Source organism: Pseudomonas sp. Cab53 (assembly GCF_018325965.1).
Taxonomy (GTDB): domain Bacteria; phylum Pseudomonadota; class Gammaproteobacteria; order Pseudomonadales; family Pseudomonadaceae; genus Aquipseudomonas; species Aquipseudomonas chlororaphis_E.
On sequence record NZ_AP021902.1, the window covers coordinates 5598976 to 5613800 of the forward strand.

Annotated in this window: 13 protein-coding genes and 1 pseudogene; 8 read left to right on the forward strand and 6 right to left on the reverse strand. The window is 63.4% G+C overall.

Annotated elements, in window-relative coordinates:
• Positions 1 to 192: 192 nt before the first annotated feature.
• Positions 193 to 822: a response regulator transcription factor gene (locus KI241_RS24690; protein WP_042730721.1), complete on the reverse strand. Its 630-nt coding sequence runs from the start codon at positions 820 to 822 to the stop codon at positions 193 to 195.
• 111 nt (positions 823 to 933) lie between these two features.
• Positions 934 to 3330: a sensor histidine kinase gene (locus KI241_RS24695; RefSeq protein ID WP_123579676.1), complete on the reverse strand. Its 2397-nt coding sequence runs from the start codon at positions 3328 to 3330 to the stop codon at positions 934 to 936.
• 74 nt (positions 3331 to 3404) lie between these two features.
• Between KI241_RS24695 and KI241_RS24700 the strand changes: the two genes are divergently transcribed.
• Positions 3405 to 4397 carry an alpha/beta hydrolase family protein gene (locus KI241_RS24700; RefSeq protein ID WP_212803084.1) on the forward strand — a complete coding sequence of 331 codons (993 nt, stop codon included), beginning with the start codon at positions 3405 to 3407 and terminating at the stop codon, positions 4395 to 4397.
• A 65-nt stretch (positions 4398 to 4462) separates the two neighbouring features.
• On the opposite strand, the gene KI241_RS24705 is transcribed toward KI241_RS24700, so the two are convergent.
• From KI241_RS24705 to KI241_RS28060, 4 genes and pseudogenes are all read right to left on the reverse strand, one after another.
• Positions 4463 to 5230 carry a TerB family tellurite resistance protein gene (locus KI241_RS24705; RefSeq protein WP_042730363.1) on the reverse strand — a complete coding sequence of 256 codons (768 nt, stop codon included), beginning with the start codon at positions 5228 to 5230 and terminating at the stop codon, positions 4463 to 4465.
• A gap of 1 nt (position 5231) precedes the next feature.
• Positions 5232 to 5903, reverse strand: coding sequence for an N-acetylmuramate alpha-1-phosphate uridylyltransferase MurU (gene murU / locus KI241_RS24710; RefSeq protein WP_123579678.1), 672 nt, complete (start codon positions 5901 to 5903; stop codon positions 5232 to 5234).
• The gene (locus KI241_RS28055) at positions 5900 to 6559 is read right to left on the reverse strand and encodes a phosphotransferase (RefSeq protein ID WP_348532648.1); all 660 of its coding nucleotides are present in this window, start codon (positions 6557 to 6559) and stop codon (positions 5900 to 5902) included. The genes murU and KI241_RS28055 overlap by 4 nt, the downstream gene beginning before the upstream one ends.
• A pseudogene (locus tag KI241_RS28060) lies at positions 6547 to 6924 on the reverse strand (phosphotransferase); the annotation flags it as partial. The pseudogene KI241_RS28060 and the gene KI241_RS28055, both read right to left, overlap by 13 nt.
• Before the next feature lie 130 nt (positions 6925 to 7054).
• Between KI241_RS28060 and KI241_RS24720 the strand changes: the two are divergent.
• From KI241_RS24720 to glpE, 7 genes are all read left to right on the forward strand, one after another.
• Positions 7055 to 9853, forward strand: a complete 2799-nt coding sequence (locus tag KI241_RS24720) for an LPS-assembly protein LptD (RefSeq protein ID WP_042730366.1) — start codon at positions 7055 to 7057, stop codon at positions 9851 to 9853.
• Positions 9834 to 11150: a peptidylprolyl isomerase SurA gene (gene surA / locus KI241_RS24725; RefSeq protein WP_148049567.1), complete on the forward strand. Its 1317-nt coding sequence runs from the start codon at positions 9834 to 9836 to the stop codon at positions 11148 to 11150. The genes KI241_RS24720 and surA overlap by 20 nt, the downstream gene beginning before the upstream one ends.
• Positions 11147 to 12136 (forward strand): 4-hydroxythreonine-4-phosphate dehydrogenase PdxA, encoded by a 990-nt coding sequence (gene pdxA / locus KI241_RS24730; protein ID WP_212803085.1) that lies wholly within the window; start codon positions 11147 to 11149, stop codon positions 12134 to 12136. The genes surA and pdxA overlap by 4 nt, the downstream gene beginning before the upstream one ends.
• On the forward strand, positions 12133 to 12951 hold the full coding sequence (gene rsmA / locus KI241_RS24735; RefSeq protein ID WP_047735947.1) for a 16S rRNA (adenine(1518)-N(6)/adenine(1519)-N(6))-dimethyltransferase RsmA: 819 nt from the start codon (positions 12133 to 12135) through the stop codon (positions 12949 to 12951). The genes pdxA and rsmA overlap by 4 nt, the downstream gene beginning before the upstream one ends.
• Before the next feature lie 113 nt (positions 12952 to 13064).
• Positions 13065 to 13445 (forward strand): Co2+/Mg2+ efflux protein ApaG, encoded by a 381-nt coding sequence (apaG, locus tag KI241_RS24740; RefSeq protein WP_042730369.1) that lies wholly within the window; start codon positions 13065 to 13067, stop codon positions 13443 to 13445.
• Positions 13445 to 14320, forward strand: a complete 876-nt coding sequence (locus tag KI241_RS24745; protein ID WP_047735946.1) for a symmetrical bis(5'-nucleosyl)-tetraphosphatase — start codon at positions 13445 to 13447, stop codon at positions 14318 to 14320. The genes apaG and KI241_RS24745 overlap by 1 nt, the downstream gene beginning before the upstream one ends.
• 31 nt (positions 14321 to 14351) lie before the next feature.
• Positions 14352 to 14681, forward strand: a complete 330-nt coding sequence (gene glpE, locus KI241_RS24750; protein WP_042730371.1) for a thiosulfate sulfurtransferase GlpE — start codon at positions 14352 to 14354, stop codon at positions 14679 to 14681.
• Positions 14682 to 14825 lie beyond the last annotated feature (144 nt).

A 14825-nucleotide genomic window follows, 5' to 3' on the forward strand; every position in this document is an offset into this window, starting at 1 on the left:
CACGAGCTTCGAGCGGCAGGCGGCAAGCAAGGGCGAGCAGCCGTGCTGGAGCGTGTCGCAAATGGATATGCCAACGCATTACCCCTGTGGGAGCGGGCTTGCTCGCGAAGGCGGTGCATCAGTCGATAGCCGTGTCGAGCAGGCTGACGCTTTCGCGAGCAAGCTCGCTCCCACAGGGGAATCTGGTGAAGATTAGAGGAGTTTGTGTTCCATGGCGTACTTCACCAGCTCGGCCAGGGAAGTGATGTTGAGTTTCTGCATCAGCCGCGCCTTGTGGGTGCTGATGGTCTTGCTGCTCAGGGCCAGTTGTTGGGCGATGTCATTGACGTTTGCGCCTTGGGCCAGGCGCTCGAACACAGAAAATTCGCGCTCCGACAGCAGTGAGTGCAACGGGCGCGTGTCGGTCAGGCCGACTTCGAAAACCATCCGGTCCGCCAGTTCCGGGTCTATGTAGCGGCCGCCGGCCGCCACCTTGCGAATCGCCATGAGCAGCAAGGCCGGGTCGCTGTCCTTGGTCGCGTAGCCCGCGGCGCCGACTTTCAGGGCGCGAGCGGCCATTTGCGCCTCGTCGTGCATCGACAGCATCAGGATCGCGGGTGGATTGTTCAGCGCACGGATCCGCGGGATCGCCTCCAGGCCATTGACGCCCGGCATGGAAATATCCAGCAGCACGACCTCGCAAGGCACCTGGCGCAGGATATCGAGCAGTTGCTCGCCATTGCTCGCCTCACCCACCACCACCAGGTCCTTCGCCAGGCCGATCAACTGCTTGATGCCTTCACGGACGATGGTGTGGTCTTCGGCTACCAGTACACGGATCACGTTTTTCTCCTGTTCAGAATCTTTCGCGAGCCGGCTCGCCCCCGCCTTGATCGAGACGCCCGGTGGGAGCGAGTCCGCTCGCGAAGGCACCAGCCCAGTCACCCAAGTCTTTCAGCTTTCCTCCAACGGCACCCATACCGCCAGTGTAGTCCCCTCCCCCGGGTGGCTTTCCAGGGACAACCGCCCGCCCATGATCAGCACCCGTTCACGCATGCCGACCAGGCCAAAGGATGTCGGCCGACCTGCCGCTGCGATGAATCCTACACCGTCGTCGCTGACGGTCAGACACAATTCATCGCCCTCGCGCACCAGCGTCAGTTCCACGGTATGCGCCTGGGCATGGCGCATCACGTTGGTCAGCGCCTCCTGGAGAATCCGGAACAGGCCAATGGCCTTGGCATCGCTCAGGGGCGGCAGATTGTCCGGCACCTGCACCAGGCACGGAATCTGCGTACGGGCCTCGAAGCGCCGGGCCTGCCATTCGATGGCCGAGGCGATGCCCGCGTCGAGGATCGGCGGACGCAACGCCGTCGCCACGTCCCGCACCAGCTGGAACAACTGGGCGATCAGGCGCTTCATGCTGTTGAGTCGTTCCTGAAGGCCTGGGTCCAGTTGCGCGTAGGCCAGTTCACACATGGAAGTTTCCAGCTTCAACACCGTCAACATCTGGCCTAACTCGTCATGGACTTCCCGGGCGATGCGGGCCTTTTCCTCTTCCCGCACGCTTTCCAGGTGCGCCGACAACTCGCGCAACTGCTCCCGGGAGCTGGCCAGCTCCAACTCGATGCGTTTGCTGTCGGTGATGTCCCAGACAATGCCGTCCCAGACGTAGGCGCCATCTTCCAGCCGCCGGGTGATCGCCTTGATCTCGGCCCAGCGCTCCTGGCCTTCGCGGGTCAGGATGCGGCCCTGCCACGACCAGTCGCTGTCGCTGTCCAGCGCCTGGTCCTGGGTGCGGTGGTAACTGGCCTTGTCCTGCGGATGCACCAGGCTGCGCAGCCCGGTGTCACTGCGGGCAAGGGTCGCGGGGGAATACCCCACCAGGCTCTCGCTGCCCTCGCTGATGTAGGCAAAATCGATCTGGCCGCTGCCCGGCGCCCGTTCCAGGCGAAACACCAGGCCCGGTACATTGGCGGCGATGCCTTGCAAGCGCGCCTCGCTTTCACGCAAGGCCGCCAGCGCGCGTCGACGCTCGGTCACGTCGTTGAGGTAGACCACCAGGTATTCGGCGTCGCGAAAGCGCAAAAAGCTCAACGACACGTCGGCCGGCAGGATACTGCCGTCGGCGCGCACGCATTCGGTCTCGAAACTCTGCGGCCCGTCCTCGCTGGCACGGGCGCGCTTCCACAGGTTCAGCCAGCGATCCATGTGCAGGCCCGGCTCGAAGTCGATCAAGGGGCGGTCGATGATGGCGCCGGGGGCATAGCCGAGCATGGTTTCGGCGGCGCGGTTGGCATAGCGCACGTGGCTGTCCCAATTGACCCAGAGGATGCCGACCGTGCTCTGGTCAATGGAAAACTGCGTCAGGCGCAAGGCCTCCTCGCTGGCCGCTCTCTGGGCGATGTCCTCGCGCGCGGCCCGCAGTCGCCGCTCCAACGCCCGTTGCTGGCGGCGCTGCCAGAAGACGATGGCGATGCAGCTCAATGACAAGGCCAGCATCAGCAGGGTGAGGTTCTGCCAGAAGCCCGGCGTCTCGGTCAGGCGCGGGTACTTGGGTTTGAGCCAGCGACTGTGCAGTTGCTCCAGCTCCTTGGCCGGAATCGCCTGCAAGCCGCTGTCGATGATCTCGGCCAGTTCCGGCCAGTCCCGGCGCGTGGCCACGCGCAGCAACTGCGGCAAGCCGATGTCGCCGACCACCACCAACCCGGCGAATTCCGGCTCCACCATCAGCCGGCCCAACTGCGCCTCGTCGACCACGGCGTAGCGGGCCTGTTGGCTGAGCAACAATTGCAGGGCCTCGCGCTCCACCGGCACGCCTTGAAGATTCAACATCGGGTAGGTGCTGCGCAAGTAATCCGCGGTGGCACTGGGCATGCGCACCGCCACGCGAACCTGAGCGTCGAGCTTTTCCAGCTCCACGCCCTCGGCGCCTTTCTGTTCACCGACGATCAGTTGCGGCACACGCATGTAAGGATCGGAAAACTGCCAGAGCCGAAGCCCGCTCGGGGACTGGGTGAGGCCAGGCGCGACATCCACCTCGCCGTCGCGCAGCGCCGCCTCCAGCTGTGCGGTGTCCTGGAAGTTGCGCCAGGTGAGTTCCACGTTCAACGCCTTGCCCAGCCACTGCATCAGCTCGACGTTGGTGCCGGACAAGCGTTGCAGGCGCCGGTCGTATTGCGCATAGGGCGCCTGCAACACCAGGCCGACCCGCAGTTGCGGATGTTGCGCCAGCCATTGGCGCTGCTGCGCGTTGAGCGCGACCCCGTGCGTGGGCGGCGCGGGCGCGGCCCACGCCATCAAGGGAAGCCATAAACAGCCGATAACCCACAGGCAGCAAAAACGCATCATCGAAGTCTCATGCACTGACAAATACTGACCAACCCATTAGGCTGCCGGAACTACTTCTGGTCATGGAATATCCGATGCCCTCTGTTTACCGCCTGGCCTTGCCAGCATTGTGCCTGTCGCTGATCCTGCCGGGGTCCTTTTCTGCACAGGCCAGCGAACCGGCCCCCGCCGCTGCGGAGCAACCGGCCGAGAAGCCCGCCGAGCGCCAACCCCTGCTCGAGCGTAGTCAGGAAGAAGCCAGCGCCCTGGAACGAAAGGTACCGTCCCAGGAACAGCAGCAACTGCAAGCCGGCAGCGACACCTTCCTGGCCCTCTGGAAACCGGCCAACAGCAGCGACCCGAAGGGCGCGGTCATCTTGGTCCCCGGCGCTGGAGAAACGGCTGACTGGCCGCAAGTCATCGGCCCGTTGCGCAAGAAACTGCCCGATATAGCCTGGAGCAGCCTGAGTATCACCCTGCCCGACCTGCAAAGCGACGTGATCGCTCCACGCGTGGTGCAAACGCCCCCGGACATCAAACCGGCGGATACCGCCGCCGCAGCACCGGATGCCACCACGGCGGCACCGATCGAACAAGTGGCCGGGGGCGAAGCCGACGCGGCGGATCCGGCCGTCGCCGAAACCGGTGAAGAGCACGCCAAGGCCGATGCCGAGCGTATCTTCGCCCGCATCGATGCCGCCCTGGCCTTCGCCGAACAGCAGAGTGCACGCCACATCGTGCTGCTGGGCCATGGCACGGGGGCCTATTGGGCGGCGCGTTACCTGAATGAACGGCAGCCGCCGCAAGTCGAGCGCTTCGTGATGGTGGCCGCCCAGGCGCCAGTCGCCGCCAAGCCTGGCCTGGCCGAACTGACACCGACCTTGAAACTGGCGACCGCCGACCTCTTCTACATGGATAAGCCGCTGGACCGCAACGCGGCGCTGGAGCGTCTGCAGGCGAGCAAGCGCTTGAAAGACTCGACCTTCAGCCAGGTGGCCCTCAAGGCGCTGCCCAATTTCTCGGCAGACCAGGAGCAGCTGTTTCGTCGGGTACGCGGTTGGTTGAATCCGCAAAATGCGGGGCAATAGAAGCCTTTAGTCCATGACGAGGGAGCGAGCGCCCTCGTCATGGGGCCGTCACCGATCCTGCGGAACTAGCGAAAATCCCGTCGTTCTCGGATCAGCCGATAAGCGTTGTGCAGCTCCCGGGTCTTCTCGGTCGCTTCACGCACCTGCAACGGCGTGGCCCCGCTGCCGGCGATCTTGTCCGGGTGGTGGCGACTGAGCAGGCGTCGGTAGGCCCGTTTGATCTGCGACGGTTCGCTGGTGGCCGAAACCCCCAGCAGGCGCAGCGCCTCCTGATACGTCACGCCGCTTGTGGGCAGCGACAGTTTCTGCGGCTCGTAATCCGCCGCCAGCGCCTTGACCTGCTGCGGCGTCCAACCTAGCCACTTGCCCCAACGGTCAATCAGTTCACGCTCGCTTTCACCCGCGCGACCGTCCGCCCAGACCATCCGCCAGCACGCGCGCAACACACCCTCGGCCGCATGAGGCTGGACAGCCAGGCGCCGCAGGTAGCCGCGCAACGGGACGTTTTGCGACTTGCCACGGTTGAATGCCGCGATGGCCCGGCGCTGCGCCGGCTCACTCAAATCCAGCGAGCGCATCTCCTGGCGAGCCTGCTGGATATGGCCATCGACCACGCGTCCATCGCTTTTGGCCAACCGGCCCAGCAAGACAAACAACAGCTCATCGTTGCGCAGCGCCGGACGTCCGCCCAACCGCTCGCGCACCTGCGCCCAGTCGTGCAGGTTCAGGCGCCGGTCCAGCGCCTGCCCCAGCAACGCGCCGAGCATGGCCCCCGGAATGCTGGCTATGGCAAAGCCCGCCCCGGCTCCAATCAGAGTCCCTGGCCACCACATATCAACCGCTCGCTTCTATCAAGGTTTCGACCTGCGCCAAACGTTCGTGAGTACCGACATCGACCCAATGCCCTTGCAGGCGCTCCCCACTGACGCGCCCCTCGGCCATGGCCTTGCGCAGCAGGGGTGCCAGCCTGAATGCGCCCGCCGTGCAACCGTCGAACAGTGCCGGATGCAGGACCGCGATGCCGCTGTAGGTCAGTTTGTCGGCAGCGGCGCCCTCATCCTGAACCTTTCCATCGATCAGAATGAAATCGCCTTCCGGGTGATGCGCCGGGTTGTCCACCAGCACCAGGTGCGCCAGCCCTTCGAGCGGCTTGCGCAAGGCGCTGAAATCGTAGTCGGTCCAGACATCACCATTGACCACCACAAACGCGTCCTCGCCCAACAACGGCATCGCACGCAAGATACCGCCGCCGGTCTCCAGCGGTTCACCTTCAGGCGAGTAACGGATGCTCAGGCCAAAGCGAGCACCGTCTCCCAGGTGATCCTCGATCTGCTGGCCGAGCCAGGCGTGATTGATCACGATGTCGGTGAACCCGGCCTTCGCCAGGGCCCGCAGGTGGTATTCGATCAAGGGCACGCCGCCCGCGCGAATCAGCGGCTTGGGGGTGGTGAGCGTCAGGGGGCGCATGCGCTCGCCCTTGCCCGCCGCCAGGATCATCGCCTTCATGCCGTGGCTCCAGCCGATGGACGCAGGCTGCCGAGCAACTCGGCCAGGGGAGCCAGCTCGGGACGCCGGGCAACGACGGCTTCTATATAAGCGAAGAAGCGCGGCACATCGCCCAGGTAACGGGGCTTGCCGTCACGGTGGCAGATGCGCGCGAAGATCCCGATCACCTTGAGATGACGCTGCACGCCCATCAGGTCGCTGGCCCGCAGGAAATCCTCGAGCTGCGGCTGAACCGGGATGCCCAGGGCACCGGCCTGCTGCCAGTAGTCCTGCAGCCAACCGCGCACGCGTGCCTCGGGCCAACTGAGGAAGGCATCCTTGAACAGGCAGGTCACGTCGTAGGTGACGGGGCCGTAGACCGCATCCTGGAAGTCCAGCACACCGGGATTCGGCGTACTGAGCATCAGGTTGCGTGGCATGTAGTCGCGATGCACCAGCACCTTTGGCTGGGCCAGTGCGCTGTCGATCAGCAGGTCGCTGGCTTGCTGCCAGAGCTGCTGCTGGGCGCCATCGAACTCGATGCCCAGCTCACGCTTGACGTACCACTCGGGAACAGCTCCAGCTCGCGACGCAGCAAGGCGACGTCGTAGCTCGGCAGGGGCGCCACCATGGGCAGTTGCTGGAAAGCCAACAAAGCCTGCAGGGCATCGCGGAATAAATCGTCGGCATTTTCGCCGTTGATCACATCCAGGTAGGTCTGATTGCCCAGGTCATTGAGCAAAAGAAAGCCACGTTCGAGGTCTTCGGCATAAATTTTTGGCACGTTGATGCCGGATTTCGCCAGCAAAAACGCGATATCCACGAACGGTTTGCAGTTTTCCTGGGGCGGTGGCGCGTCCATCACGATCAGGCTGCGGCCCTCGCCTTCCCAGCGGAAATAACGCCGGAAACTCGCGTCGCTGCTGGCCGCGGTCAATGTGGCCGGGGGTACGGCGCCCCAGCCCTCGCGGGCAAAAAGGATCGGCAGTTGTTCATCGAGCCACACTTTAAGGTGTTGCAGGCGTACATCTTGGTCGGGCATTGCAAGGGTCTCCGACGGCGCTAGCCGTCAAGCGGGTCATGCTTTATTATCCAGCATCTTTTTCAGACCATCGAGAGGCGTGCGGCCCACACCGCGGGCAGATGGCACGCAGGAAGCCCGGACTAATAAGATGGCATTGAAATCCCCCGCGTTTCGTAAAAAATTTCCGTTGCTGGTCACCGGCAGTCTGCTGGCCCTGCAACCCCTGGCCTCTTCATTCGTCGTCGCGGCGCAGCAGTATGACTGCTCCGTCTCCGCTTCGGGTGCCTGGGACTGTGCACCGAAGACACCGGCCGCGGCCTTACCGCCGCGTCCCGTGCATGACGGCAGCGCCGTTTCTTCCAGCAGCGATGCGCCGGCCGAAAGCGGCTCGGTCGAACAGGCCGGTGAGAAACCGATGCTTGTCACTGAAGCCAAGGGCCGCGGCCTGAAGTCGCGCAGTGAAGACTACAGCCATCTGGATTGGGTTCCACGGGAGAACCTCACCCCGGCGCAATTGGCTGAAACCGGCCCTTATTGCTCCGGCGCCTATATCGAACCGTCTCGCCCTGGCATGAACGACAAGACCGCCAAGAGCGACGCCCCGACCTTCCTCGGCGCCAAGGCCTCCCGCTATGAGCAGGAACAGCAAGTGGCGACCCTGGCCGGTGACGTGGTCATGCGCCAGGGCAGCATGCAGGTCGAGGCCGACGAGGCCAGCCTGTACCAGGCCGAGAACCGTGGCGAGCTGAGCGGCAATGTGCGTGTTCGCGACAACGGTGCACTGATCGTCGGCGACCACGCCGATGTGCAGTTGGACACCGGCGAAGCCAAGGTCGACAACGCCGAATACGTGATGCACAAGTCACGCATCCGCGGTAACGCCCTGTACGCCAAGCGCGCCGAGAACGCGATCATCCGCCTTAAGGACGGCACGTACACCACATGTGAACCGAACAGCAACGCCTGGACGCTCAAGGGCAACAACATCACCCTGAACCCGGCCACCGGCTTCGGTACCGCGACCAACGTGACCCTGCGGGTCAAGGACTTCCCGGTCCTGTACACGCCGTACATCTACTTCCCGATCGACGACCGTCGCCAGTCCGGCTTCCTGCCGCCGACCATCGGCAGCGGCAGCGACACCGGCTTCCTGCTGGTCACCCCGTACTACTTCAACCTGGCGCCGAACTACGACGCCACGTTGTACCCGCGCTACATGAGCAAGCGCGGCCTGTTGATGGAAGGCGAATTCCGCTACCTGACCAAGTCCAGCGAAGGTCAGTTCGGTGCCGCCTACCTCAACGACGAAGACGACGATCGCAGCAAGCAGACCGACTACAGCAAGACCCGCTACATGTACAACTGGCAGCACAAGGGTGGTCTGGATTCGCGCATAGCGACTGAAGTCGACTACACCAAACTCAGCGACCCCTACTACTTCCAGGATTTGCAGAGCGACCAGATCGGTGTCGAGTCCCGGGACTACGTGAACCAGCAGGGCGCTGTCAGCTACCGGGGTGACACGTATACGGCACGTTTGAATGTCCAGGCCTATCAGATGGCCACGATCTCGAACATCACACCGTACGATCGCCTGCCGCAGATCACCTTCAATGGTGCACTGCCGCAGCATCCGGGCGGCTTGGATTTCGCTTACAACACGGAATTCGTGCGCTTTGATCGTGACTTGCGGACTGGGGACTACACGAACGAGGACGGCACCACCGATCCATTCCTGGACACAAACGTCCGAGGATTGGCCCGCGCCAACGGCGATCGGATGAACCTGGCCCCTGTCATCAGCCTGCCAATGAACGCAAGCTACGGGTACATCAAGCCATCGCTCAAGTACCAATACACCCAGTATGACCTGGACCTGGACAATCGCGGCAAAGCGGATATCGCCGCGCAAACTGCCGAAGGCGACCGTCTGAACGGCACCTATAGCCGCAACCAAAGCCGTGCCGTGCCAATCGCCAGCATCGACAGCGGCCTGTACTTCGACCGCGATACCCAGTGGTTCGGCAAGAACTACCGCCAGACCCTGGAACCGCGTCTGTTCTACCTCTATGTGCCGGAGAAGGATCAAAGCGACATTCCAGTCTTCGACACCAGCGAAAGCACCTTCAACTACTCGTCGCTGTTCCGGGACAACCGCTTCACCGGCTCCGACCGTGTCGGCGACGAGAACAAGTTGTCCCTGGGCGTGACCAACCGCTGGATCCAGGAAGACGGCTTCGAGCGTCAACGCATCAGCGTCGGCCAGGCCTTCTACTTCAAGGATCGCGAGGTCCAGCTGCCGGGCATCGACTTCAGGACGCGTGAAGATGCTCATTCCAGCGTTTCGCCTTACGCCCTGGAATACGAATACCGCTGGAACCGCGACTGGCGCACCACGGCCGACTACAACTGGGACCCGGACACCCACAGCCCTCGCTCGGGCAGTGCGATGTTCCACTACCAGCCGGAAGACAACCCGAACAAGGTCATCAACGCCGGTTACCGTTATCGTAACGACCAGATCCGCTACGACCAGAACACCGGTCAGTGGTCCGTGGGCGGCGGCGACTACGGCACGCCGGGCCAGCCTGGCTACGTGAAGGACTACTACAAGATCAAGCAGCACGACTTCTCGGTCATCTGGCCGATCGTGCCGCAGTGGAACGCGATCAGCCGTTGGCAGTATGACTACAACCGCAATCGTACCCTGGAAGCCTTTGGTGGTTTCGAATACGACAACTGCTGCTGGAAACTGCGCCTGATCAACCGTTACTGGGTCGACTATGAAGAATTCAGTCAAGCTGCCCCTGAAAACGAAAAAGGCGACCACGGCGTCTTCCTCCAAATTGTTCTGAAGGGACTCGGCGGCCTCACCGGCGCCAAGGTAGAGAGCTTCCTCGACAAAGGCATCCAAGGTTATCGTGAACGTGAAGACCAAGCTTTCTGATTGTCTGCGCCCGCTGATGCTGGGCGCACTGTTCCTGGGTACCGCGGCCAACGCCGCGGTTCAATCCATCGACAAAGTGGTGGCCATCGTCGACAACGACGTGGTCATGCAGAGCCAACTGGACCAACGCGTCCATGAAGTACAGCAAACCATCGCCAAGCGCGGTGGCGGCCTGCCGCCTCCGGGCGTGTTGGACCAACAAGTGCTGGAACGCCTGATCGTCGAGAACCTGCAACTGCAGATCGGCGAACGCTCCGGCATCCGCATCACCGATGAAGAGCTGAACCAGGCCGTCGGCACCATTGCCCAGCGCAACAACATGAGCCTGGAGCAATTCCGCGCCGCCCTGGCCCGTGACGGTCTCTCCTACGAGGACGCCCGCGACCAGATCCGTCGCGAGATGATCATCAGCCGCGTGCGCCAGCGCCGCGTGGCCGAGCGCATCCAGGTGTCCGAGCAGGAAGTGAAGAACTTCCTCGCCTCCGACCTGGGCAAGATGCAGCTTTCCGAAGAACTGCACCTGGCCAACATCCTGATCCCGACCCCGGAAAGCGCCAACTCCGAAGCCATTCAGAGTGCTTACCGCCAGGCCATGGACGTTTACCAGCAACTCAAGCAAGGCGCTGACTTCGGCCAGATGGCCGTCGCCCGCTCCGGCAGCGAAAACGCCCTGGAAGGCGGCGACATGGGCTGGCGCAAGCCTGCTCAACTGCCACCACCGTTCGACCGTGAGCTGAGTGCCATGGCCGTCGGCGATATCACCCAGCCAGCACGTACGCCCGGCGGTTTCATCATCCTCAAGGTGTTGGAAAAACGCGGTGGCGGCACCCAGGTTCGTGACGAAGTGCATGTCCGCCACATCCTGATCAAGCCAAGCGAGATTCGCAGCGAAGCCGAGACCAAGCGTCTGGCGGAAAAACTCTACGACCGCATCGAAGCGGGCGAAGACTTCGCCGAGCTGGCCAAGAGCTTCTCGGAAGACCCGGGTTCGGCCCTCAATGGCGGCGACCTCAACTGGGTCGATCCGAATGCCCTGGTGCCCGAGTTCCGCCAGGTCATGGCCGAAACGCCGCAAGGCCAACTGTCCAAGCCGTTCAAGAGCCCCTATGGCTGGCACGTTCTGGAAGTCCTTGGCCGCCGCGCCACCGACAGCACCACCCAGGCCCGTGAACAGCAGGCAATGACTGTGCTGCGCAACCGCAAATACGACGAAGAGCTGCAAACCTGGCTGCGTCAGATTCGCGACGAAGCCTATGTCGAGATCAAACTCCCTGGTGCAGACCAGGCAGCGCAGTGAAACCCAAGCGTTTCGCGCTGACCCCCGGCGAGCCTGCCGGCATCGGTCCCGACCTGTGCCTGCTGCTCGCCTCGCAGCCCCAGCCACACCCCCTGATTGCCATCACCAGCCGCGACCTGCTCCTTGAGCGGGCCGCGCAACTGGGGGTGGTCGTCGACCTGTTGTCGGTGACGCCGCAGGCCTGGCCGGACGTCCCGGCGCCCGCCAACAGCCTGTATGTCTGGGACACGCCGCTGGGTGCCCCGGTCATCACCGGCCAGTTGGAAAAAGCCAACGCCGCCTTCGTCCTGCAAACCCTGACCCGCGCCGGCCAAGGCTGCCTGGACGGGGATTTCGCCGGCATGATCACGGCCCCGGTGCACAAGGGCGTGATCAACGAATCAGGCATCGCCTTTTCCGGCCATACCGAATTTCTGGCGGACCTGACCCACACCGCGCAAGTGGTGATGATGCTCGCGACCCGCGGCCTGCGCGTGGCCCTGGTGACCACTCACCTGCCCCTGCGGGATATCGCCGACGCAATCACCGCCGAACGCCTGGAGCGGGTCACACGCATCCTGCACGCTGACCTGCAGGAAAAATTCGGCATCGCCCGGCCACGCATCCTCGTCTGCGGGCTCAACCCCCACGCCGGCGAAGGCGGACACCTGGGTCGTGAAGAAATCGACATCATAGAACCCACATTGGAACGCCTGCGCAGCGAGGGCATGAATCTGCATGGCCCGCTGCCGGCCGACACTCTGTTTACCCCCAAATATCTGGAGCACTGCGACGCAGTGCTGGCGATGTACCACGACCAGGGCCTGCCGGTGCTGAAGTACAAAGGCTTCGGCGCTGCGGTCAACGTGACCCTGGGCTTGCCGATCATCCGCACCTCCGTGGACCACGGCACCGCCCTGGACCTGGCCGGCAGCGGCAAGATCGACACCGGCAGCCTGCAAGTCGCGCTGGAAACCGCCTACCAGATGGCCGAGACCCATTTATGACCGAGCAATACCAACACCGCGCGCGCAAGCGCTTCGGCCAGAACTTCCTGCACGACGCCGGCGTGATCGATCGCATCCTGCGCTCCATCAATGCCAAGCCCGACGATCGCATGCTGGAAATCGGCCCGGGCCAGGGCGCCCTGACCGAAGGCCTGCTGGGCAGCGGCGCGCAACTCGACGTGGTGGAACTGGACAAGGACCTGGTGCCGATCCTCAACCAGCAGTTCGCCGGCAAGAGCAATTTCAGCCTGCACCAGGGCGACGCGCTGAAGTTCGACTTCAACAGCCTGAACGCCGCGCCGAACAGCCTGCGGGTGGTGGGTAACCTGCCATACAACATCTCCACACCGCTGATCTTCCACCTGCTGAGCAACGCCGGCCTGATCCGCGACATGCACTTCATGCTGCAGAAAGAAGTGGTCGAGCGCCTGGCCGCAGGGCCTGGCGGTGGCGATTGGGGTCGCCTGTCGATCATGGTCCAGTACCATTGCCGGGTCGAACACCTGTTCAACGTCGGCCCTGGGGCATTCAACCCGCCGCCGAAAGTCGATTCGGCCATTGTCCGCCTGGTCCCGCACGCAGTCCTGCCGCACCCGGCCAAGGACCATCGCCTGCTTGAGCGGGTGGTGCGCGAAGCGTTCAACCAGCGCCGCAAAACCCTGCGCAACACCTTGAAACTGTTGCTCAGCAGCGCCGAGATCGAAGCCGCCGGTGTCGACGGCAGCCTGCGGCCCGAGCAGTTGGACCTGGCGGCTTTCGTGCGCCTTGCCGACAAGCTCAGCGAACAGGTCGCCTCCAAAGCCGATGCCAGCTAACGGACGATGAGCGCTATCGGGTGGGACGTCGCTCTGGCCTACTACCCGATACTTGGCCTAGACTGATCCCCTCAGTCACGCCCGCGTCCCGCTTCGTTTTTAAGGCCTCTTGCATGTCCGATCCTCGTTATCAGGTCGACGTCAGCGTCACCACCCGCTTCCTGGCAGAACAATCGCAACCCGAGCACAACCGTTTTGCCTTCGCCTACACCATCACCGTGCGCAATAACGGTTCGCTACCGGCCAGGCTGCTGTCGCGGCACTGGGTCATCACCGACGGCGACGGCCATGTCGAGGAAGTCCGTGGCGAGGGCGTGGTCGGCCAGCAACCGCTGATCGACGCCGGCAAGAGCCACAACTACAGCAGCGGCACCGTGATGACGACTCGCGTCGGCACCATGCAAGGCACCTACCAGATGCTCGCCGAAGACGGCCAGCGCTTCGATGCCATCATCAAGCCCTTTCGCCTGGCGGTGCCCGGAGCCCTGCACTGATGGCCACTTATGCGGTGGGTGACCTGCAAGGTTGCCTCGACCCGCTCAAGTGCCTGCTGGAACGGGTTGCGTTCGACCCCCAGAAAGACACGCTGTGGCTGGTGGGTGACCTGGTCAACCGCGGCCCGCAATCGCTCGAAACACTGCGCTTTCTCTACAGCATCCGCCAGTCGCTGGTGTGCGTGCTCGGCAACCACGACCTGCACTTGCTGGCGGCCTGGCAGAACATCGAGCGGCTGAAAAAATCCGACACCCTGGACGAAATACTCGCAGCGCCCGATTGCGTCGAATTGCTGGAGTGGCTGCGCCTGCAAAAGCTCATGCACTATGACGAGCAGCGCAACCTGGCGTTGGTCCATGCCGGGCTTGCGCCCCAGTGGTCCCTGCGCAAGGCGCTCAAGTGCGCCGCCGAAGTCGAGCAAGCGTTGCGCGACGACAACCTGTTCGGCCCCTACCTCGACGGCATGTACGGCAACGAGCCGGTCAAGTGGGACAACGATCTCACCGGAGCGGCCCGCCTGCGGGTCATCACCAACTACTTCACCCGCATGCGGTTCTGCACCGCCGAAGGCAAGCTCGACCTCAAGGGCAAGGAAGGCATCGAGACGGCGCCTCCCGGCTACGCGCCCTGGTTCAAGCACAAGACGCGCAAGACCCGGAACCTGAAGATAATCTTCGGTCACTGGGCGGCGCTGGAAGGCCAATGCGACGAACCCGGCGTCTACGCGCTCGATACAGGGTGCGTATGGGGCGGCGCAATGACCCTGATGAATGTCGACACCGGCGAACAACTGCGTTGCGATTGCGACGATCAGGGCCACGCCACAACCCACCTTCCGACCACCGCATCACAGCCAGCCGGCGCGGCCCCATGACCAGCGCCGGATCGGGCCACAGGAGTTCCCCATGACCGAATTCAAACGCATCCCCCCGGAACAGGCCCAGGCCTTGCGCGAGCAAGGCGCGGTGGTCGTCGATGTCCGTGACCCTGCCACCTTTGCCGCGCTGCACATCAGCGGCTCCCGGCATCTGGACAACCATTCCATCGCCGACTTCATCCGCGGCGCCGACCTCGACGCGCCGACCGTGGTGGTCTGCTACCACGGCAACTCCAGCCAGAGCGCAGCCGCCTATCTGGTCAGCCAGGGCTTCAGTGACGTCTACAGCCTGGACGGTGGTTTCGAGTTGTGGCGTGCGACTTTTCCGACAGAAACGACACAAGACACCCACGAATAATTTTTTATGTCGCCAGAGCCCGCGTGATCCGCGGGCTTGAGCGGTGGCGGACGAACGGTCGGCCATAACTAATTACGTATTGCGCCTTTACCTTTCCCATTCCGAACTATCCTTAGCCTCAGGCCATCCAAAACAGGGGAGAGC